This is a genomic window from Salmonella sp. JXY0409-18 (genome assembly GCF_020268625.1).
GTDB lineage: Bacteria > Pseudomonadota > Gammaproteobacteria > Enterobacterales > Enterobacteriaceae > Salmonella > Salmonella enterica.
This window is the reverse complement of record NZ_CP084216.1, coordinates 2,250,193-2,272,444: the sequence shown is the minus strand read 5'-3', so window position 1 is coordinate 2,272,444 and position 22,252 is coordinate 2,250,193. Positions and strand designations below refer to the sequence as shown.

The 22,252-nt window shown below is 52.5% G+C and carries 17 protein-coding genes; 13 read left to right on the top strand and 4 right to left on the bottom strand.

Annotated features, from left to right (window positions below; genetic code table 11):
* Positions 1-95 precede the first annotated feature (95 nt).
* From bdm to adhP, 4 genes are all read left to right on the top strand, one after another.
* The gene (gene bdm / locus LDB27_RS10910; RefSeq protein WP_000495700.1) at positions 96-311 is read left to right on the top strand and encodes a biofilm-dependent modulation protein; all 216 of its coding nucleotides are present in this window, start codon (positions 96-98) and stop codon (positions 309-311) included.
* Positions 312-405: 94 nt separating this feature from the next.
* Entirely contained in the window at positions 406-549 is a 144-nt protein-coding gene (gene sra / locus LDB27_RS10905; protein ID WP_000841559.1) for a stationary-phase-induced ribosome-associated protein, read from the top strand.
* A gap of 176 nt (positions 550-725) precedes the next feature.
* Entirely contained in the window at positions 726-2,423 is a 1,698-nt protein-coding gene (locus tag LDB27_RS10900; RefSeq protein ID WP_000450511.1) for an NAD-dependent malic enzyme, read from the top strand.
* 281 nt (positions 2,424-2,704) lie between these two features.
* Complete coding sequence (gene adhP / locus LDB27_RS10895; RefSeq protein WP_000642447.1) at positions 2,705-3,715, top strand: alcohol dehydrogenase AdhP; 1,011 nt, start codon at positions 2,705-2,707, stop codon at positions 3,713-3,715.
* A gap of 90 nt (positions 3,716-3,805) precedes the next feature.
* On the opposite strand, the gene fdnI is transcribed toward adhP, so the two are convergent.
* The 3 genes from fdnI to fdnG are packed head-to-tail and all read right to left on the bottom strand — an operon-like array spanning position 3,806 to position 8,400.
* Positions 3,806-4,462, bottom strand: a complete 657-nt coding sequence (gene fdnI / locus LDB27_RS10890; RefSeq protein WP_000045657.1) for a formate dehydrogenase-N subunit gamma — start codon at positions 4,460-4,462, stop codon at positions 3,806-3,808.
* Complete coding sequence (fdxH, locus tag LDB27_RS10885) at positions 4,455-5,339, bottom strand: formate dehydrogenase subunit beta (protein ID WP_000061599.1); 885 nt, start codon at positions 5,337-5,339, stop codon at positions 4,455-4,457. The genes fdnI and fdxH overlap by 8 nt, the downstream gene beginning before the upstream one ends.
* Positions 5,340-5,352: 13 nt before the next feature.
* Positions 5,353-8,400, bottom strand: coding sequence for a formate dehydrogenase-N subunit alpha (gene fdnG, locus LDB27_RS10880; RefSeq protein ID WP_001574320.1), 3,048 nt, complete (start codon positions 8,398-8,400; stop codon positions 5,353-5,355).
* Positions 8,401-8,677: 277 nt separating this feature from the next.
* Here fdnG and yddG point away from each other — a divergent pair, with 277 nt between their 5' ends.
* The 3 genes from yddG (at position 8,678) to LDB27_RS10865 (ending at position 11,697) form a co-directional block, all read left to right on the top strand.
* The gene (gene yddG / locus LDB27_RS10875) at positions 8,678-9,559 is read left to right on the top strand and encodes an aromatic amino acid efflux DMT transporter YddG (protein ID WP_000203801.1); all 882 of its coding nucleotides are present in this window, start codon (positions 8,678-8,680) and stop codon (positions 9,557-9,559) included.
* A gap of 525 nt (positions 9,560-10,084) precedes the next feature.
* On the top strand, positions 10,085-11,173 hold the full coding sequence (gene ompD, locus LDB27_RS10870) for a porin OmpD (RefSeq protein ID WP_000769035.1): 1,089 nt from the start codon (positions 10,085-10,087) through the stop codon (positions 11,171-11,173).
* Positions 11,174-11,316: 143 nt separating this feature from the next.
* Entirely contained in the window at positions 11,317-11,697 is a 381-nt protein-coding gene (locus LDB27_RS10865; RefSeq protein WP_014343841.1) for a GFA family protein, read from the top strand.
* A gap of 24 nt (positions 11,698-11,721) precedes the next feature.
* Here the strand turns inward: LDB27_RS10865 and smvA are convergent, their stop codons facing one another.
* The gene (gene smvA, locus LDB27_RS10860) at positions 11,722-13,209 is read right to left on the bottom strand and encodes a methyl viologen efflux MFS transporter SmvA (RefSeq protein ID WP_000489732.1); all 1,488 of its coding nucleotides are present in this window, start codon (positions 13,207-13,209) and stop codon (positions 11,722-11,724) included.
* Positions 13,210-13,326: 117 nt separating this feature from the next.
* Here smvA and LDB27_RS10855 point away from each other — a divergent pair, with 117 nt between their 5' ends.
* From LDB27_RS10855 to narI, 6 genes are all read left to right on the top strand, one after another.
* Positions 13,327-13,905: a TetR family transcriptional regulator gene (locus LDB27_RS10855; protein WP_000121044.1), complete on the top strand. Its 579-nt coding sequence runs from the start codon at positions 13,327-13,329 to the stop codon at positions 13,903-13,905.
* A 213-nt stretch (positions 13,906-14,118) separates the two neighbouring features.
* A complete protein-coding gene (locus LDB27_RS10850; RefSeq protein ID WP_000198254.1) occupies positions 14,119-15,507 on the top strand; it encodes a NarK family nitrate/nitrite MFS transporter in 1,389 nt (462 codons plus the stop codon).
* Positions 15,508-15,598: 91 nt separating this feature from the next.
* The gene (locus LDB27_RS10845) at positions 15,599-19,339 is read left to right on the top strand and encodes a nitrate reductase subunit alpha (protein WP_225519947.1); all 3,741 of its coding nucleotides are present in this window, start codon (positions 15,599-15,601) and stop codon (positions 19,337-19,339) included.
* Positions 19,336-20,880, top strand: coding sequence for a nitrate reductase subunit beta (gene narH / locus LDB27_RS10840; protein ID WP_000702592.1), 1,545 nt, complete (start codon positions 19,336-19,338; stop codon positions 20,878-20,880). Before LDB27_RS10845 ends, narH begins: the two co-directional genes overlap by 4 nt.
* Positions 20,880-21,575, top strand: a complete 696-nt coding sequence (gene narW, locus LDB27_RS10835) for a nitrate reductase molybdenum cofactor assembly chaperone (protein WP_023230786.1) — start codon at positions 20,880-20,882, stop codon at positions 21,573-21,575. The genes narH and narW overlap by 1 nt, the downstream gene beginning before the upstream one ends.
* Complete coding sequence (narI, locus tag LDB27_RS10830) at positions 21,572-22,252, top strand: respiratory nitrate reductase subunit gamma (protein WP_000617106.1); 681 nt, start codon at positions 21,572-21,574, stop codon at positions 22,250-22,252. The genes narW and narI overlap by 4 nt, the downstream gene beginning before the upstream one ends.

The following is a 22,252-nucleotide window of genomic DNA, read 5'->3' as shown; positions in this document are numbered from 1 at the left end:
ATCTTAACCACAGCCGCAAAAATATTTGCCATGCTGAATACGAATTAATTTTCTGCGAGCCGTACTAAATAAATACATGTTCACGGAGGCATTATATGTTTACTTATCACTCAGCAAATACCTCAGCAGCACAACCGGCCCTGGTCAACGCGATTGAACAAGGATTACGCGCGGAGTTAGGCGTTGTCACTGAAGATGATATTTTAATGGAGCTGACCAAATGGGTTGAGGCTTCCGACAATGACATCCTCAGTGACATCTACCAGCAGACCATCAACTATGTGGTAAGCGGGCAGCACCCTACTCTGTAAAACCTGCTATGCTGTATCGGCAACCTTAGGGGTTACGTTTCTTTCGCGTAAGCGAATTTGTCCTTAAAACTAGCAACAGGATTGAGGAGTTAACATGAAATCGAACCGTCAGGCTCGTCATATACTTGGACTGGATTACAGAATTTCCAACCAGCGTAAGGTTGTTACTGAAGGCGACACCAGCAGCGTGGTGAATAACCCAACCGGCAGAAAGCGCCGCGCCGATAGCCAAAAGTAATCGTACAGTCCTGAAATGACGTTAAACACCATTGCATCTGCAATGGTGTTTTTGTTTATAGGAATGACCTTAACGTCTCACAATGCTTTATACTCAGGGTCGGTTCCCTGGTGGAAGGCAATATATGATGATAAACGACGGTGCCAGGGACAGTTATTCGAAAAAGAGTGAGTAACATGGAAACTACAACCAAGAAAGCACGTTCCCTTTATATCCCTTACGCTGGCCCTGTATTGCTGGAATTCCCCCTGTTAAACAAAGGCAGCGCTTTTAGCGTAGAAGAGCGCCGCAACTTCAATTTGTCAGGGCTGCTGCCGGAGGTCGTCGAGTCGATTGAAGAACAGGCCGAACGCGCCTGGCTCCAGTATCAGGGGTTTAAAACAGAAATCGATAAGCATATTTACCTGCGTAACATCCAGGATACCAACGAAACGCTCTTTTATCGACTGGTGCAAAACCATCTTGAAGAGATGATGCCGGTTATCTATACCCCGACCGTGGGCGCGGCCTGTGAGCGCTTCTCTGAGATTTATCGCCGGGCGCGCGGCGTATTTATCTCTTATCCGAACCGTCACAATATGGACGACATTTTGCAGAATGTGCCTAACCACAACATTAAAGTTATTGTGGTGACGGATGGCGAGCGGATTCTGGGGCTCGGCGATCAGGGCATCGGCGGGATGGGGATCCCTATCGGTAAGCTGTCATTATACACCGCCTGCGGCGGCATTAGTCCGGCCTATACCCTTCCCGTTGTGCTGGATGTCGGCACCAACAATCAACAGTTACTCAACGATCCGCTTTACATGGGCTGGCGTCATCCGCGCATTACCGACGATGAGTATTATGCGTTTGTCGACGAGTTTATTCAGGCCGTTAAGCAGCGCTGGCCAGATATCCTGCTACAGTTCGAAGATTTCGCGCAGAAAAACGCAATGCCGCTGTTGACGCGCTATCGTGATGAGATTTGCTCCTTTAACGATGATATTCAGGGCACCGCAGCCGTGACCGTCGGTACGTTGATCGCCGCCAGCCGCGCTGCCGGCAGTCAGCTTAGCGAGCAGAAAATCGTTTTCCTCGGCGCGGGTTCCGCCGGATGTGGAATTGCTGAACAGATCATCGCGCAGACTCAGCGTGAAGGTTTAAGCGAAGATGCCGCTCGACAGAACGTTTTTATGGTCGATCGCTTCGGCCTGTTGACGGACCGGATGCCTAATTTATTGCCGTTCCAGGCAAAACTGGTGCAGAAATGCGACAATCTCCAGCACTGGGATACCGAAAATGACGTGCTGTCGCTGCTGGATGTGGTGCGTAACGTGAAGCCGGATATTCTGATCGGGGTTTCCGGCCAGACCGGGCTCTTTACTGAAGAGATCATCCGCGAGATGCATAAGCATTGCCCTCGCCCGATCGTCATGCCGCTCTCTAATCCCACCTCTCGCGTGGAGGCCACGCCACAGGACATTATCGCCTGGACGGAAGGCAACGCGCTGGTGGCGACCGGCAGTCCATTCTCGCCGGTCATCTGGAAAGATAAGGTTTATCCGATCGCACAATGTAATAACGCCTATATTTTCCCCGGCATCGGTCTGGGGGTTATCGCTTCCGGCGCATCGCGCATTACTGATGAAATGCTGATGTCAGCCAGTGAGACGCTGGCGAAACATTCTCCGCTGGTGAATAACGGCGAAGGATTAGTGTTGCCAGCGCTTAAAGACATCCAGGTCGTGTCGCGCGCTATCGCTTTTGCCGTAGGCAAAATGGCGCAGCAACAAGGCGTAGCGGTGAAAACCTCTGCGGAAGCGCTACAACAGGCGATTGACGATAACTTCTGGAAACCGGAATACCGCGACTACCGTCGGACTTCCATTTAATACGTACCCGGCGGTGAATGCCGCCGGATATCACTTTCTTCTTTAGTTTTGGTGAGTCTGTCGACACACCTGAATTCCTTTCCCTGCTTATTTGTCAAGCTACTAATATTAGCCACCTTTATGTATTGAACGGGGATTTATCAGGATAATCCTGGCTAAACTATTACATTGTATTTCTGCCGCCTTGCATAACTCATCAGAAATATTAATCCTAAAGAGGTAATAGCACCTTACCTGCTATTACCTGCTATGCAGTTCACTATTAATAAAAGGAGAAGGTTATGAAAGCTGCTGTTGTCACACAAGATCATCAGGTTGATGTTACTGAGAAAACGCTGCGTCCCCTTCGCCACGGTGAGGCTTTGCTAAAAATGGAGTGCTGCGGCGTATGCCATACCGATCTACACGTGAAAAACGGAGATTTCGGTGACAAAACCGGCGTCATTCTGGGACACGAAGGCATTGGCGTCGTGGCGGAAGTCGGTCCTGGTGTCACCTCGCTGAAACCCGGCGATCGCGCGAGTGTCGCGTGGTTTTATGAAGGATGCGGACACTGTGAGTATTGCAATACGGGCAATGAAACCTTATGCCGCAACGTGAAAAATGCCGGTTACACGGTAGATGGCGGCATGGCCGAAGAGTGTATTGTCGTCGCGGATTATGCGGTGAAAGTACCGGAAGGTCTGGACTCTGCGGCGGCAAGTAGTATTACCTGTGCGGGCGTTACCACCTATAAAGCGGTGAAGATTTCTCATATTAAACCTGGCCAGTGGATTGCCATCTACGGTCTGGGCGGTCTGGGTAATCTGGCCTTGCAGTACGCGAAAAACGTCTTCAATGCGAAAGTGATCGCCATTGATGTCAATGATGGACAACTGAAACTGGCCGAGGAAATGGGCGCAGATCTGACCATTAATTCACGCACGGAAGATGCGGCTAAAATTGTGCAGGAAAAAACCGGTGGCGCGCACGCAGCGGTGGTTACCGCGGTCGCTAAGGCGGCGTTTAATTCCGCAGTAGATGCCGTTCGCGCCGGAGGCCGCGTGGTGGCAGTCGGACTGCCGCCAGAAGCCATGAACCTTGATATCCCTCGCCTGGTGCTGGATGGCATTCAGGTTGTCGGTTCGTTGGTGGGGACACGCCAGGATCTGACCGAAGCTTTCCAGTTCGCGGCGGAAGGAAAAGTCGTACCAAAAGTCGCTCTACGTCCGCTTGAAGATATCAACGTTATTTTTAAAGAGATGGAACAGGGACAAATTCGTGGCCGTATGGTCATCGATTTCCGTCGTTAAACGATTTGCTGTGGTCGTCTGAGTATACAGACAGCAGATGAAAACAAGGCGCTACCAGGATAGCGCCTTGTTTATCAGATCGCGAAAGAATTACTGAATACCTTCTTCGCTCTCTTTTTTTGCTTCCGCCTTCTCGATTTCACGATACCAGCGTGGATGATGTTTCTTCGCCCAGCGACGGCTGACCTTCCCTTCGATCATGCCTTTAATCGAGCCTTTCACCCAAAATGCCATATACATATGGATGAGGATCGCGTGCATTAAAATAATGCCCGCCGCCGCATGAATTAACAGGCTATAACGCACCACCTGCATGGGGAAATACTGCGCGAAATACGGACGCCAGATAATCACGCCAGTCACCAGCAGCACAAAAATCATGCTCATAATGGACCAGAACATCATCTTCTGTCCGGCATTGTATTTGCCGACATCCGCCACCTTATGCTCATTGCCTTTCAATACTTCGACAATATTTTTCAGCCACGGAATATCTTTTTTATCCGGGATGTTGTGGTGGACGAAACGCACGAACATAAACATCAGCGCGATGAAAATGGCAATACCGAAGAACGGGTGCAAAATACGTCCCATCTGCGGCGTGCCGAAGGTTTGCGTCAGCCATTGTAGCGTCGGGAAGAAAAACGAAATCCCCGACAGCGCTACCAGGAAGAAGCAGATCACCACCGTCCAGTGACAGGCGCGGTCGACAAATTTCGTGCGCACAATCATTTTCGACTTACTCATGATGATCCTCCTCATCGTCGTCCGTTTCTTTATTCGGGCCAATACCGATGTAGTGGTAAATCAGACCGGCGAAAGTGGCGATAAAGCCCGCTGCGGCCAGCGGTTTTAGCGCCCCTTTCCACAGATTGATTGAGGTATCGATCTGCGGATCTTTCGGCAAGCCGTGGTACAACTCCGGCTGATTGGCATGGTGCAGCACATACATGACGTGCGTACCGCCGACGCCCTGCGGGTTGTAGATACCGGCATGTTCAAAGCCACGCGCTTTTAACTTCTCCACGCGTTGCTCACCCAGTTCCAGCATCTCTTTTTTGGTGCCGAAGTGAATAGCCCCGGTCGGACAAGTTTTGACGCAGGCCGGTTCCTGGCCCACGCTGACGCGATCGACGCAGAGCGTACATTTATAAACGCGGTTGTCCTCTTTGTTGAGGCGCGGAATATTAAACGGACACCCGGCGATACAGTAACCACAGCCGATACAGTGTTCAGATTGAAAATCAACAATCCCGTTCGCGTACTGGATGATAGCCCCGGCAGATGGACAGGCTTTAAGACAGCCTGGATCTTCACAGTGCATACAACCATCTTTACGAATCAGCCACTCCAGCTTGCCGTTCTGCTCGGTTTCGGTAAAGCGCATCACCGTCCAGGACTTGGCGCTGAGATCGGCAGGGTTATCGTACACCCCGACACAATGGCCAACGTTATCGCGAATATCGTTCCATTCAGAACAGGCTACCTGGCAGGCTTTACAGCCGACACAGGAGGAGACGTCGATCAGTTTCGCGACTTCGGCTTTGTAATCACGCGCCTGTGGAGGCGGCGTGATGGCGTTTGTTGCGGACCGTTTAATAATGTCCTGCGTTTCCATAGACATATGTTCGCCTCCCTTACGCCTTCTCGATGTTAACTAAAAACGCTTTGTATTCCGGCGTTTGCGAGTTGGCATCACCGACATTTGGCGTCAGAGTATTGGCGATATAGCCTTTGCGCGCGACACCCTCAAAGCCCCAGTGAATCGGGATCCCCACCGTTTCAACCTGCTGACCGTTGACATGCAGGGTGCGAAGACGACGAGTTACCACCGCGACCGCGCGAATAAACCCGCGTTTACTGCTCACCTTCACATAGTCGCCGTTAGCAATACCTTTCGCTGCCGCCAGCGTCTCACTGATCTCCACAAACTGTTCCGGCTGAGCGATAGCGTTAAGTAGCGCATGTTTGGTCCAGGTATGGAAATGCTCTGTGAGGCGGTAAGTCGTGCCCACGTACGGAAACTGCTCCTTCTTACCCATACGCAGCGCATCTTCTTCATACAGACGCGCCGCCGGGTTCGAGACCACATTCGGGTGCAGCGGGTTAGTGCCCAGCGGCGTTTCCATCGGCTCGTAGTGCTCAGGGAACGGTCCTTCCGCCATCTTATCAATAGCAAACAGACGTCCCAGCCCTTCCGGCTGCATGATAAACGGATTGGTCCCGCTCCCCGGCGCCGCGTTGTTAAAGTCCGGAATATCGTTCCCTGTCCACTTCGCGCCGTTCCACTGGATCAGCATCCGTTTTGGATCCCACGGTTTACCCTGCGGATCCGCCGAAGCGCGGTTATACAATACGCGACGGTTTAGCGGCCACGCCCACGCCCAACCCAGTGTATTGCCAAGCCCTGACGGGTCGGCGTTATCACGTCTGGACATCTGGTTGCCCTGCTCCGTCCAGCTACCGGTATAAATCCAGCAGGAGGAGGATGTCGTACCGTCATCGCGCAGTAATGCAAAACTGCTCAACAACTGGCCTTTCCTGGCAAGCAGTGTACCGTTGGCGTCATAGAGATCTTCCAGCGCATAGCCGTTGTTCTCTTTCGCCACTTCTTCCGAATGCGGTTCATCCGGCTGCTTGTAGTTCCAGCTCATCTTCAATAGTGGTTCGGCGCCTTTACCGCCTTCTGCGCGATACATTTCACGCAGACGATGGTAAATACCGGCCAGAATCTCGCCGTCGTTACGCGCTTCGCCCGGCGCGTCCTGACCCTTCCAGTGCCACTGTAGCCAGCGACCGGAGTTAGCGATAGAGCCATCCTCTTCCGCAAAACAGGTAGACGGCAGACGGAAGACTTCGGTCTGAATCGTTGTCGGATCGACATCGTTAGATTCGCCGTGGTTCTGCCAGAATGTTGACGTTTCAGTCACCAGCGGATCGATAACGACCAGATACTTCAATTTGCTTAAGCTTTGCACCACTTTGTTTTTGTCCGGGAAGGACGCCACCGGGTTAAAGCCCTGACAGAAATAGCCGGTGACTTTCCCGCTATCCATCATGTTGAAATATTTGATCACGTCATAGGACTGATCCCACTTAGGCAGCCAGGCAAAACCCCAGTCATTCTCTTTCTGCGCCGCATCGCCATAGAAAGATTTCATCAGGCTGACGAAGAACTTAGGATAATTACCCCAGTAGTTGACCTGATCGGCCAGCGTCGCTTTGGGGGTATTCGCGGCCAGATAAGTTTGCAGATCGGCCTGTTTTTCTGACGGTAGCGTCAGGTAACCCGGCAGGCTGGTGGAGAGCAGTCCTAAATCCGTTAAGCCCTGAATATTAGAGTGGCCGCGCAAGGCGTTCACACCGCCGCCAGCCATCCCCATATTGCCGAGCAGCAACTGGATCATCGCCATGGTACGGATGTTCTGCGCCCCGACGGTATGTTGCGTCCAGCCCAGCGCATACAGGAAGGTCGTAGTGCGATCCGGAGCGCTGGTAGAGGCCAACACCTCACACACCTTCAGGAAGTCCGCTTTCGGCGTACCGCAAATGTTTTCCACAACGTCCGGCGTATAGCGCGAAACGTGCTGCTTCAGCAGATTCCACACACAGCGTGGGTGCGTCAACGTTTCATCACGTTTGGCATAGCCGTTTTCATCGAACTGGTAGTTCCAGGAGGATTTATCGTACTGACGCTTTTGGGCGTCATAGCCGCTGAAAAGACCGTCATCAAAGGCAAAATCATCCCGCACCAGCAGGCTGGCGTTGGTGTAATGCTTAACGTACTCAGCGTTGATTTTGTTATTTTCGATCAGGTACAGCAACACGCCGGACAGAAAGGTAATGTCTGTACCGGAACGTATTGGCGCATAGATATCCGCCACCGACGCCGTACGCGTAAAGCGTGGATCAACGACAATCAGCGTCGCATCGTTATTGTTTTTCGCTTCCATCGCCCAGCGGAAACCCACCGGATGCGCTTCTGCGGCATTGCCGCCCATCACCATAACGACGTTGGCGTTTTTAATATCCACCCAGTGGTTGGTCATCGCACCGCGACCAAATGTTGGAGCAAGACTTGCTACCGTTGGTCCGTGTCAGACGCGCGCCTGGTTATCTACCGCCAGCATACCGAGAGAACGGGCAAACTTCTGCGTCAGCATACCCGTTTCATTGCTGGCCGCCGAGGCGCACAGCATCCCGGTAGAGAGCCAGCGGTTAACCGTGACGCCCTGCTCATTCTTTTCAATAAAGTTGGCGTCACGGTCGGCTTTCATTAATTTAGCAATACGAGTGAAAGCGTCATCCCAGCTAATGCGCTGCCACTTGTCGGAACCCGGCGCGCGGTATTCCGGATAGCGTAGGCGATCTTCACTGTGAACATAATCCAGCAAACCGGCCCCTTTCGGGCACAGCGCGCCACGGCTTACCGGATGATCCGGGTCGCCTTCAATATGGTAAATCGCTTCTTTCGCGTTTTTTGCCCCATCTCCCAGGCTATACATTAATAGCCCGCAACCTACGGAACAGTATGTGCAGGAGTTACGGATCTCTTTTGCGCGCAACAGCTTATAGTTTCGCGCCTGAGCCAGGGCCATTTTAGGTGTAAAACCCAGTGCGGCCACCGTTGTTCCCGCCATACCGCCCGCGCAGATTTTAAAAAATTGTCTGCGGCTGACGTCCATTGCTTTCCTCTTTTTTCCACGGATGCACGCCTCCTTCGAACTGCAGCAAAACCTCAGTCCTGGATGCGTGTATAACTTCGCGAGGAAACTAACAGCAAAATCGATAACTTTTTTGCGTCAAATCAATATTGAAACGGTTCCGCTATTAAATAGCCCTATTTTTAAACTGCAATAACTCCAGGGAGGTACTAAAAAATGACACTGCATGGCATCGCCCTCGGAAAAAGTGCTATAAGTGGCAGTTTACTTTGCGCGGTATTCAGGACAGTCACAAAGCATGACATCACAAAAAGCAACGCTAATAGGGCTTGTTGCCATCGTTCTGTGGAGCACGATGGTTGGGTTAATTCGCGGCGTCAGCGAAGGTCTCGGACCGGTAGGCGGCGCAGCCATGATCTATTCATTAAGCGGCCTGCTGCTGATTTTTACCGTCGGATTACCTGATATCCGTCGTTTCCCGGGGCGATACCTCATCGCAGGCAGCGTACTGTTTGTCAGTTATGAAATATGCCTGGCGCTTTCTCTCGGTTATGCCGCCACTCGCCATCAGGCTATCGAAGTCGGCATGGTTAACTATTTATGGCCCAGCCTGACTATTCTGTTTGCCATTCTTTTTAATGGGCAAAAAACTAACTGGCTTATTGTTCCTGGATTGCTTATTGCACTTACTGGCGTTTGCTGGGTTCTGGGGGGCGAGAATGGTCTTAATCCAGGAGAAATTATCAGCAATGTCGTCACCAGTCCGCTAAGCTATTTACTGGCATTTCTTGGGGCGTTTATATGGGCGACATACTGCACGGTCACCAATAAATATGCGCGTGGTTTTAACGGTATCACCGTCTTTGTGTTACTCACCGCCGTGGCGCTGTGGTTCCACTATTTTCTTACTCCGCAACCTGCCATGATATTTAGCCTACCGGTGATTGCTAAACTTTTTACCGCGGCATTAACGTTAGGGTTTGCCTACGCCGCATGGAATGTGGGCATACTTCATGGCAATGTGACTATCATGGCCGTAGGGTCCTATTTTACCCCCGTCATGTCCTCTGCTCTGGCCGCGCTGTTACTCAGCTCACCACTGTCATTCTCCTTCTGGCAAGGCGCAGTCATGGTTTGCGTAGGTTCGCTACTTTGTTGGCTGGCAACGCGGCGGCGCTAATAGCGACGGGCGGGCCGATGTTGATATTAAATCGACCCGCTGCACCTTGACACTCTTCATAACACAACTACGCTTTTATCTATCGCCTGTGTGTATTTGACGATTTTTCATTTTCACGTGCTCCCCCTGCGCCATACCAGGATGCGCTGGTAAAAAATACGGATTTTATAAAATCGTTAAATATGTTAATGTGATGATATAATTTTATTAACAAATATATAATTAACGCTAGCTGGCAACTGTATTAGTGCATATAATAATCAGCCGTTACTACCAAAAATAAAACCATAAACAGCCCAATAGTCCCCTCCGAAAATATATCTTATTAGACAGTCCCTATTTAAATTAATACTCTCAAATGTATTAAGGAGATCTCGATCACACAAATTAAAATAATTTGTAATCTTATGAAACTTATTATTGAACTTATGCCACTCCGTCATTTAAAAATAGTCTGCCATTGACAAACGCCTCGTTTAACAATGGTTGAGGAAACACGCTAAGAAAATTATAAGGATTATTAAAATGAAACTTAAGTTAGTGGCAGTGGCAGTGACTTCCCTGTTGGCAGCAGGCGTTGTAAATGCAGCCGAGGTATATAACAAAGACGGCAATAAACTGGATCTGTACGGTAAAGTTCACGCTCAGCATTATTTCTCTGATGATAACGGAAGTGATGGTGACAAAACTTACGCGCGTCTGGGCTTTAAAGGCGAAACGCAGATCAACGATCAGTTAACCGGTTTTGGCCAGTGGGAATATGAATTCAAAGGCAACCGTACTGAAAGCCAGGGCGCTGACAAAGACAAAACCCGTCTGGCGTTTGCTGGTCTGAAATTCGCTGACTACGGTTCTTTCGACTACGGTCGTAACTACGGCGTTGCTTACGACATCGGCGCATGGACCGACGTTCTGCCAGAGTTTGGTGGCGATACCTGGACTCAGACTGACGTCTTCATGACTGGCCGTACTACTGGTGTTGCCACCTACCGTAACACTGACTTCTTTGGCTTGGTTGAAGGTCTGAACTTTGCCGCGCAGTACCAGGGCAAAAATGACCGTGACGGCGCGTACGAGTCTAACGGCGACGGTTTCGGTCTGTCCGCAACGTATGAGTACGAAGGTTTTGGCGTAGGTGCGGCCTATGCGAAGTCTGACCGTACTAACAACCAGGTGAAAGCAGCGAGCAACCTGAATGCTGCGGGTAAAAACGCTGAAGTCTGGGCTGCTGGTCTGAAATATGATGCGAACAACATCTACCTGGCGACCACCTACTCCGAAACGCTGAACATGACCACCTTCGGTGAAGATGCAGCGGGTGATGCGTTTATCGCGAATAAAACCCAGAACTTCGAAGCGGTTGCTCAGTATCAGTTCGACTTCGGTCTGCGTCCGTCCATCGCTTACCTGAAATCCAAAGGTAAAAACCTGGGTACTTACGGCGACCAGGATCTGGTTGAGTACATCGATGTTGGCGCAACCTACTACTTCAACAAAAACATGTCCACCTTCGTTGATTACAAAATCAACCTGCTGGACGACAGCGACTTCACCAAAGCGGCTAAAGTGTCTACCGACAACATCGTTGCTGTTGGTCTGAACTACCAGTTCTAATTTTGTTGTAGTCTGAATACAAAGCCAGTCCTTTCAGGACTGGCTTTTTCTCTTGATGTAGACTCGGTCATAAGGAGTATGCCGTGCAGACGTTCACTGGTCGTTGTCTTTGCGGACAGAGCCATTTTACCGTTGACGTCGAAATGCTGGATGTCTATGCCTGCCATTGTACGCTGTGTCAAAAATGGTCGGGTGGAATAGCCATGTATCTGGAAGCCTGCGGGCAACCACAGCTAGCCCCCCTTTCCCCGGAACCGCCATACTTTTCATCCTCTTCGCGCGGCGAACGCTACTTCTGTTCCGGCTGCGGGTGTCCGCTGTGGTTTCGGCTTACCGATACCGATCGCTATTTTATTCCCTGGACCTTACTGGAACTGAACGAAGTTGATCGCCGTCGGCTGATTCTGGCTGCGGAAATTTATACCGAAACCCAGCCTGCCTTCTGGCGACTGACGGGGCAATACGCACGCCTCAGCGGTAAAGAGGTTGAGGAAATGGACTCCCCCTGCCAGCTAGCGCATTAAGCGCTTATCTCACCAGGCGTTATGTTATCGGCGTTGGGCTTTTGCCAGGCTGAACCACATCCCTACCGCCAGCAAAAGAAGCATACTTCCGGCGCTGCTTAACGCCACGCTATGCGACCAGATAAAGGCCTGTCTGGCGGCGTCCAGTATTGCCTGCCCCTGCGTGGGCGGTAGGCTATTCGCCAACTGCACGGCTTCTCCCATTGAAGATGACGCTCTGGCAATCTCTTGCGCCTCAAGCCCGGCAGGCAGACGGATAGACGCGGAGAAGCTACGGCTTAACAATAGACCGAAAATGGCAATGCCCAGTCCCGCGCCCAGTTCATAAGCCATCGTTTCTATCGCGCCGGCCGCCGCCGCTTTTTCTGCCGGCGCAGCGGCCATAATTGCCGACGTGGAAGCCAGCAATGCGCTGGCGGCGCTAAATCCCAGCAGCGCCATCAGCCCCCAGGCCTGCCATTGTTGGGTGCTGAAATCCGTCATCGCCAGGCCATAAAAACTCAGCGCGCTTAACGCCATGCCGCCCGTCGCGACCAGCCGTAGTCCCAGACGCGAGACCAGCACGCCCGCAATCGGCCCGCTGAATCCACTGGCGACCATCACCGGCAGCATAAATACCCCGGCCTCATAAGGCGATAGCCCGTGAACAAACTGCAGCTCTTGCGCCATCAGCAGCTCAAAACCCACCAGAGTGATCATCGCGGTCATCGCCATCACGACGCCGCTCAGGATAATGCGATGGGTAAATAGTCGCATATCAATCATCGGACGCGATGTCGCAAGCTGTGTGCGGATAAAGAGTCCCAGGAGCAGCGCGCCGGTAAGCAGGGTAAACGAGATGACCCACAGCGACAGATGCCCTTTCAGCGCGGTTTTAGCGCTATAGACCAACAGCAAAATGGCAATAATCAGCATCACCGCATGGCCAAGATTGAGCGGTTGATCGCGACGGCCCGCCTGGCGAGGAACATAGCGGGCGGTTAAGCCCATGACGACCAGCACAATCGGCACGTTGATCAGGAAAACCGATCCCCAGTAAAAATGCTCTAATAAGATGCCGCCGATGAGCGGCCCAAACGCCGCTCCGCCCGAACCTACCGCTGCCCAGACGCCCAGCGCCATGTTGCGATGCTTCTCTTCACAAAAGGTGGCGCGTATCCCGGCCAGCGTCGCCGGTACAATCATCGCCGCGCCAATAGCCAGTAATACCCTGGTGGCAATAAGCCAACTGGCGGTATGCGAAAACGCTGCCGCCAGTGACGCCAGGCCAAAGAGCGTCCCGCCCAGCATCAGCAGGCGTTTAAAACCGATACGATCGCCAAGCGCGCCCATCGGCAACACCATGCCAGCCATAACCAAAGAATAAATATCAATGATCCACAGCAGCTCGTTGCCGCTGGCCCCCAGTGTCATACTCAGTGTTGGGGCGGCGACATGCAAGACCGTGGCATCAATGGCGACAGGAATATAGACCAGCACAATAATGACTAACGTTAACCACTGACGAAACATAAATCTCCCTTCAAAAACTCAAATTTGGACACTTGTCCAGTTTCAGGATCCTACGGTAAGTTGAACGAATGTCCAGCTTTTTGTTACACTGCGCGCATTGGCTAATGTGGGGAAAATATGAGTTACCTTAACCGGGATGAACGCCGCGAAGTGATCCTGCAAGCGGCGATGCGCGTGGCGCTGGCAGAGGGGTTTGCCGCCATGACGGTGCGACGTATCGCATCAGAAGCCGATGTCGCCGCCGGACAGGTGCATCACCACTTTAGCTCAGCGGGCGAGCTCAAAGCGCTGGCCTTTGTCCATTTGATCCGTACCCTGCTTGATGCCGGGCAAGTTCCGCCGCCCGCCACCTGGCGTGCACGGCTTCACGCTATGTTGGGTAGCGAAGACGGCGGCTTCGAGCCTTACATAAAATTGTGGCGAGAGGCGCAAATTCTGGCTGACCGGGATCCGCACATCAGAGATGCTTATCTCCTCACGATGCAGATGTGGCATGAGGAAACGGTCACAATTATCGAGCAGGGCAAACAAGCTGGAGAATTTACGTTTACTGCTAACGCCACGGATATCGCCTGGCGGCTTATCGCACTGGTGTGCGGGCTGGACGGTATGTATGTGCTGGGTATTCCGGAAATGGCCGATCCCGCGTTTAAATACCATCTGGATCGGATGATTACGCTTGAACTCTTTGCGTAAAGTTACAAATAATTTAATAAAAATCACTTTTAGTTTACAAATAGTAACAATTAAGAAGCATCATATCTCCTCTTCGCGCCGCGCTGGCCTGGTTTTTTATCTATTCTTTCACTCAATATTCTAAAAAAACTTCAATAAGTTCTCAAAAGAGCGCGTGACGCCCTGTCTCTTTTTTATGTTTTTTTCAAATGATATGCGCATGTGAGGGGTAAAATGACACGACAAAACGAGAATTATAACCGTTATCTCTTGAGTGACTGGCGACCCGAAAATCCAGCCTTCTGGGAGAATAAAGGGAAAGGCATCGCCAGAAGAAACTTATGGATTTCAGTAAGTTGTTTGCTTCTGGCATTTTGCGTCTGGATGTTGTTTAGCGCTGTTGCCGTCAACCTCAATAAAATTGGATTTAATTTTACCACCGACCAACTCTTTTTATTAACCGCATTACCTTCTCTTTCCGGTGCAATATTACGCGTTCCCTACTCCTTTATGGTACCACTGTTTGGTGGCCGTAAATGGACCGTATTAAGTACCGTAATATTGATTATTCCCTGCGCCTGGCTGGGATTCGCCGTGCAAAATCCCGCCACCCCTTTCGGGGTATTTATGCTCATCGCTCTGTTGTGCGGTTTTGCGGGGGCAAACTTCGCGTCCAGTATGGGCAACATCAGTTTTTTCTTTCCAAAGGCCAGACAAGGTAGCGCGTTGGGTATTAACGGCGGACTGGGAAATCTTGGCGTCAGTGTGATGCAGTTGATTGCGCCGCTGGTTATTTTTCTGCCGATATTTACTTTTTTAGGCGTCCGGGGCGTGCCGCAACCTGATGGCTCCCTGCTCGCCCTCACTAACGCCGCCTGGATCTGGGTGCCGTTACTGGCTGTCGCGACGCTTGCCGCCTGGTTTGGTATGAACGATATCGGCAGTTCAAAAGCGTCTATCGCCTCGCAATTGCCGGTGCTAAAACGTCTGCACCTGTGGCTGCTTAGCCTGCTGTACCTGGCGACATTCGGGTCATTCATCGGCTTTTCCGCAGGTTTCGCCATGCTCGCCAAAACGCAATTTCCCGACGTAAACATTCTGCAACTGGCGTTCTTTGGCCCCTTTATCGGCGCGCTGGCGCGATCGGCAGGCGGCGTGATCTCCGATAAATTCGGCGGCGTTCGCGTAACGCTCATTAATTTTATCTTTATGGCGCTGTTTACCGCCCTGCTATTCCTCACGCTGCCAGGCTCCGGCGCAGGCAGCTTTAGCGCGTTCTATCTTGTTTTTATGGGCCTGTTTTTGACAGCGGGTCTCGGCAGCGGTTCTACCTTCCAGATGATTGCGGTGATCTTTCGTCAGATCACGCTCTACAACGTCAAACTGCGCGGCGGGAGCGATGAGCAGGCGCAGCGCGAAGCGGTGACGGATACCGCCGCCGCGCTCGGGTTTATCTCCGCTATTGGCGCTGTGGGCGGCTTCTTTATTCCAAAAGCGTTTGGCACCTCTTTGGCATTGACCGGCTCGCCGGTGGGCGCCATGAAAATCTTTTTGCTGTTTTACATCGCTTGCGTCCTGCTGACCTGGCTGGTCTACGGGCGTCGTAAGCCTAAACAACAATAACAACATACATACCTGTAGGACGGCCATCCGGCAATGGTTTAACGCCAAATCGACAGGATGGCGGAAAATTTATCGAAGCAGGAGAAATGTCATGAGTAAACTGTTGGATCGCTTTCGTTACTTTAAACAAAAAGGCGATACCTTTGCCGACGGCCATGGTCAGGTGATGTATACCAACCGCGACTGGGAAGACAGTTATCGCCAGCGCTGGCAGTTTGATAAGATCGTGCGTTCAACCCACGGCGTCAACTGCACGGGCTCCTGTAGCTGGAAAATTTATGTCAAAAACGGTCTGGTGACGTGGGAAACCCAGCAAACCGACTACCCGCGCACGCGTCCCGATTTACCGAACCATGAACCGCGCGGCTGCCCGCGCGGCGCCAGCTACTCCTGGTATCTCTATAGCGCCAATCGTCTGAAATACCCTCTGGTGCGTAAGCGGCTGATAGAACTGTGGCGCGAGGCTCTTTCCCGGCACAGCGATCCGGTGCTGGCATGGGAATCTATAATGAACGACCCGCAAAAATGCCAAAGTTACAAACAGGTGCGCGGACATGGCGGCTTTATTCGTTCGAACTGGAAAGAGCTGAATCAGCTCATTGCCGCCGCTAACGTCTGGACAATCAAAACCTATGGCCCGGATCGTGTGGCGGGGTTTTCACCTATTCCAGCAATGTCGATGGTTTCTTACGCCGCCGGAACACGTTATCTGTCATTGCTTGGCGGTACTTGTCTGAGCTTCTATGACTGGTATTGCGATCTTCCGCCCGCGTCTCCAATGACCTGGGGCGAGCAGACTGACGTGCCGGAGTCCGCCGACTGGTATAACTCAGCCTACATTATTGCCTGGGGCTCTAACGTGCCGCAGACGCGTACCCCGGACGCCCACTTCTTTACCGAAGTGCGCTACAAAGGCACCAAGACAATCGCCATCACCCCGGACTATTCCGAAGTCGCTAAACTGTGCGATCAGTGGCTGGCGCCAAAGCAAGGTACAGACAGTGCGCTGGCGATGGCCATGGGTCACGTCATTTTGAAAGAGTTTCATCTCGATAATCCCAGCGACTATTTCCTTAACTATTGCCGCCGTTATACCGACATGCCGATGCTGGTCCTGTTGGATGAGCACGCAGACGGCAGTTATGTACCGGGGCGTATGATGCGCGCGTCGGATCTGGTGGATGGACTGGGAGAAGCCAATAATCCGGAATGGAAAACCGTCGCGCTCAACAGTACGGGCGAACTGGTCGCGCCCAATGGTTCTATCGGTTTTCGCTGGGGAGAAAAGGGAAAATGGAACCTGGAAGCGGTGGCGGCGGGCGTCGAAACTGAACTGTCGCTCTCTTTACTCGGTCAGCATGATGATGTGGCGGGTGTCGCCTTCCCCTATTTTGGCGGTAACGAAAACCCACATTTTCGCAGCGTGCGGCAGGAACCGGTGCTGGTACGTAAGTTACCGGTGAAACGTCTGGCTCTGGCGGACGGTAGCGAGCGGATGGTCGTCAGCGTTTACGATCTGGTGCTGGCTAATTATGGGCTGGATCGTGGTCTGGATGACTGCCATAGCGCCAATAATTATAACGACGTAAAAGCCTACACGCCGGCCTGGGGCGAACAGATTACCGGCGTGCCGCGTCGACATATCGAAACTATTGCGCGTGAATTTGCCGAGACCGCCCATAAAACTCATGGTCGTTCGATGATCATCCTCGGCGCGGGAGTGAATCACTGGTATCACATGGATATGAATTACCGTGGGATGATTAACATGCTGGTGTTCTGTGGCTGTGTTGGACAAACCGGCGGCGGCTGGGCGCACTATGTCGGCCAGGAGAAGCTGCGGCCGCAAACCGGCTGGCTGCCGCTGGCCTTCGCGCTGGACTGGAATCGCCCGCCGCGTCAGATGAACAGTACCTCGTTTTTCTACAACCATGCCAGCCAGTGGCGCTATGAAAAACTGACTGCGCAAGAGTTGCTGTCGCCGTTGGCCGATCCGGCTAAATTTTCCGGACACCTGATCGATTTCAACGTGCGCGCGGAACGTATGGGCTGGCTACCCTCGGCGCCGCAGCTTAATCTTAACCCGCTCAGCGTGAAAGCGAGCGCCGATAAAGCCGGGCTGTCTGCGGCGGATTATACCGTGCAGGCGTTGAAATCAGGCGCTATCCGTTTTGCCTGCGAACAGCCTGACAGTGGTCATAATCACCCGCGAAATTTATTTGTCTGGCGCTCTAACCTGCTCGGCTCCTCCGGGAAAGGTCATGAGTACATGCTCAAATATCTGCTGGGCACCGACAGCGGTATCCAGGGCGAAGCGCTGGGTTCCTGCGAAGGAATTAAGCCTGAAGAGGTGGAATGGCAGTCCGCCGCGATTGAGGGCAAGCTCGATCTGTTAGTCACGCTTGATTTCCGTATGTCCAGTACCTGTCTGTTTTCCGATATCGTTTTGCCGACCGCCACCTGGTATGAAAAAGACGATATGAATACCTCGGATATGCATCCGTTTATCCACCCCCTTTCCGCCGCGGTCGATCCTGCCTGGGAATCCAAAAGCGACTGGGAAATCTACAAAGGTATCGCCAGCGTCTTTTCTGAGGTGTGTGTCGGACACCTCGGACAGGAAACCGATGTGGTGTTACACCCGCTCCAGCATGATTCCCCGGCGGAACTGGCGCAGCCATTTGATATTCTCGACTGGCGTAAAGGCGAGTGCGAACTTATTCCGGGAAAAACCGCCCCCAATATCGTCGTGGTTGAACGCGATTATCCGGCCACCTATGAACGTTTTACCTCGCTGGGTCCCCTGCTGGATAAATTAGGCAACGGCGGTAAGGGGATTGCCTGGAATACGCAAGATGAAGTCGATTTCCTCGGTAAGCTCAATTACACCAAACACGATGGTCCGGCGAAAGGACGTCCGCGGATCGACACCGCGCTGGATGCTTCGGAAGTGATTCTTGCCTTAGCGCCGGAAACTAACGGCCAGGTGGCGGTGAAAGCCTGGCAGGCGCTGGGCGAGATGACCGGGCGCGAGCACACCCATCTGGCCATCAATAAAGAAGATGAGAAAATTCGCTTTCGTGATATCCAGGCGCAACCACGCAAAATTATCTCCAGCCCGACCTGGTCAGGACTGGAAAGCGAGCATGTCTCTTATAACGCCGGATATACCAACGTACATGAACTGATCCCGTGGCGCACGTTGTCGGGGCGGCAACAACTCTATCAGGATCATGCGTGGATGCGCGCTTTTGGCGAAAGCCTGGTGGCATATCGTCCGCCGATTGATACCCGCAGCGTCAGCGAAATGCGAGAAATTCCGCCCAACGGTTTCCCGGAAAAAGCGCTTAACTTCCTGACACCGCACCAGAAATGGGGAATTCACTCCACCTACAGCGAAAACCTGCTGATGCTGACCTTGTCGCGCGGCGGGCCGATTGTCTGGATCAGCGAAGCCGATGCCCGTGAATTGGGTATTGAAGATAACGACTGGATTGAAGCCTTCAACGCTAATGGCGCTCTTACCGCTCGTGCGGTGGTCAGCCAGCGCGTTCCGCCGGGTATGACCATGATGTACCACGCCCAGGAGCGGATTATGAACATTCCGGGTTCGGAAGTGACCGGGATGCGCGGCGGGATCCATAACTCCGTGACCCGGGTCTGTCCAAAACCGACGCATATGATCGGCGGCTATGCGCAACTGGCTTACGGCTTCAACTATTACGGAACCGTGGGTTCGAATCGCGATGAATTCATCATGATCAGGAAGATGAAAAACATTAACTGGCTGGATGATGAGGGCCGGGATCAGGTACAGGAGGCGAAAAAATGAAAATACGCTCACAGGTTGGGATGGTACTGAATCTCGATAAATGTATTGGCTGTCACACCTGCTCCGTCACCTGTAAAAACGTCTGGACCGGACGTGAAGGGATGGAATACGCATGGTTCAATAACGTCGAAACTAAACCGGGTATCGGCTATCCCAAAAACTGGGAAGACCAGCAGGAGTGGCAAGGCGGTTGGGTTCGTGATGTTAATGGCAAGATAAGGCCCCGTCTGGGCGGCAAAATGGGGGTAATTAGCAAAATTTTCGCCAACCCGGTGATTCCGCAAATCGATGATTACTATGAACCCTTTACCTTCGATTATCAGCATTTACATAATGCGCCAGAGAGTAAGCATCAGCCCACTGCCCGCCCTCGTTCACTGATTGACGGAAAACGGATGGACAAGGTGATCTGGGGGCCAAACTGGGAAGAGCTGCTCGGCGGCGAGTTTGAAAAACGCGCCCGCGACCGTAACTTCGACAACATACAAAAGGAGATGTACGGTCAGTTCGAAAACACCTTCATGATGTACCTGCCGCGCCTGTGCGAACACTGCCTGAACCCCAGTTGTGTCGCCACCTGCCCAAGTGGCGCTATTTATAAGCGTGAAGAAGACGGCATCGTGCTAATCGACCAGGATAAATGCCGGGGCTGGCGTTTGTGTATCAGCGGCTGCCCGTACAAAAAAATCTACTTTAACTGGAAGAGCGGCAAGTCTGAGAAGTGCATATTTTGCTATCCGCGTATTGAATCCGGCCAGCCGACCGTTTGTTCGGAAACCTGCGTCGGGCGCATTCGTTATCTTGGCGTTCTGCTCTACGACGCCGACAGGATTGAAGAAGCGGCCAGTACCGAACACGAGACAGATTTGTATGAACGTCAGTGCGATGTGTTTCTCGATCCGCACGATCCGGCGGTCATCGAAGAGGCGCTTAAACAGGGCATCCCGCAAAACGTCATCGACGCCGCCCAACGGTCGCCGGTGTACAAAATGGCGATGGACTGGAAGCTTGCGCTTCCGCTGCACCCGGAATACCGTACCCTGCCGATGGTCTGGTACGTACCGCCGCTGTCGCCCATCCAGTCATACGCTGACGCGGGCGGGTTGCCACACAATGGCAATATTCTGCCGGCGGTGGAGACGCTGCGTATTCCGGTACAATACCTGGCCAATATGCTCAGCGCGGGCGATACCGGTCCGGTCATTCGGGCGCTAAAGCGGATGATGGCGATGCGCCACTACATGCGCTCGCAGACGGTTGAAGGCGTGACGGATACCCGCGCCATTGAGGAAGTCGGTCTGAGCGTACAACAGGTTGAAGAGATGTATCGCTACCTGGCGATTGCCAATTATGAAGATCGTTTTGTCATTCCCACCAGCCACCGGGAAATGGCGCGCGACGCCTTTCCGGAGCGCAACGGCTGCGGCTTTACTTTTGGCGACGGTTGTCACGGCTCGGATACCAAATTCAATCTGTTCAACAGTAGCCGTATTGATGCCATCAATATCACTGAAGTACGTGATAAAGCGGAGGGGGAATAATGCAAATCCTCAAAGCGATTGGCCTGTTGATGGAGTATCCGGACGACGAGTTGTGGGAATGTCGGGATGAAGCGCTTGCCCTTATCCAACACGATGCGCCAATGCTGACCGACTTCACTCGCGAGCTGCTTTATGCGCCGTTACTGGATAAACAAGCAGAATGGTGTGAAGTGTTTGACCGCGGGCGCGCCACTTCATTGCTGTTATTCGAGCATGTTCATGCGGAGTCCCGCGATCGCGGCCAGGCGATGGTCGATTTGTTAAGCCAGTATGAAACCGTGGGCCTGCAGCTCAACTGCCGCGAACTGCCGGATCACCTGCCGCTCTATCTGGAGTACTTAAGCGTGTTGCCGGAAGCGGAAGCGCGCGAGGGATTACAGAATATTGCCCCTATTCTGGCGCTGCTGGGCGGTCGTCTGAAACAGCGAGGAGCGCCGTGGTATCAACTGTTTGACGCCCTGCTGACGCTGGCGGGCAGTACGCTTACAAGTGACAGTGTCACCAAACAGATTGTTCAGGAATCGCGGGATGATACCCGTCAGGCACTGGATGCCGTCTGGGAAGAAGAACAGGTGAAGTTTATCGAAGATAACGCTACGACCTGTGACAGTTCACCGTTACACCATTATCAACGACGCTTTAGCCAGGACGCGCCGCCGCAGTACGTCGACGTCAGCGCGGGAGGCCCGAAATGATACAGTACCTGAACGTCTTTTTTTACGACATCTACCCCTATATTTGCGCCACGGTATTCTTCCTCGGCAGTTGGCTGCGCTATGACTACGGACAATATACTTGGCGCGCGTCGTCCAGCCAGATGCTGGATAAGCGCGGGATGGTGATATGGTCGAATTTGTTCCATATTGGCATTCTGGGGATCTTTTTTGGCCATCTGTTCGGGATGCTGACGCCACACTGGATGTATGCCTGGTTCCTGCCGATTGCGGTAAAACAGCAGATGGCGATGATCCTCGGCGGCGTGTGCGGCGTATTAACGTTGATCGGCGGCGCGGGATTACTGTGGCGTCGTCTGACCAATCAGCGTGTGCGGGCGACATCCACTACACCTGATATTATCATCATGAGCATTTTGCTGATTCAGTGCCTGCTTGGCCTGAGCACCATTCCGTTTTCGGCGCAATATCCGGATGGCAGCGAAATGATGAAGTTGGTGGGCTGGGCGCAAAGTATAGTCACCTTCCGCGGCGGGTCTTCGGAAATGCTGAGCGGTGTGGCGTTTGTTTTCCGCGTTCATCTGGTGCTGGGAATGACTATTTTCCTGCTCTTCCCGTTCACCCGTCTGGTTCATGTCTGGAGCGCGCCGTTTGAGTATTTCACCCGTCGCTACCAGATTGTTCGTACCCGCCGCTAA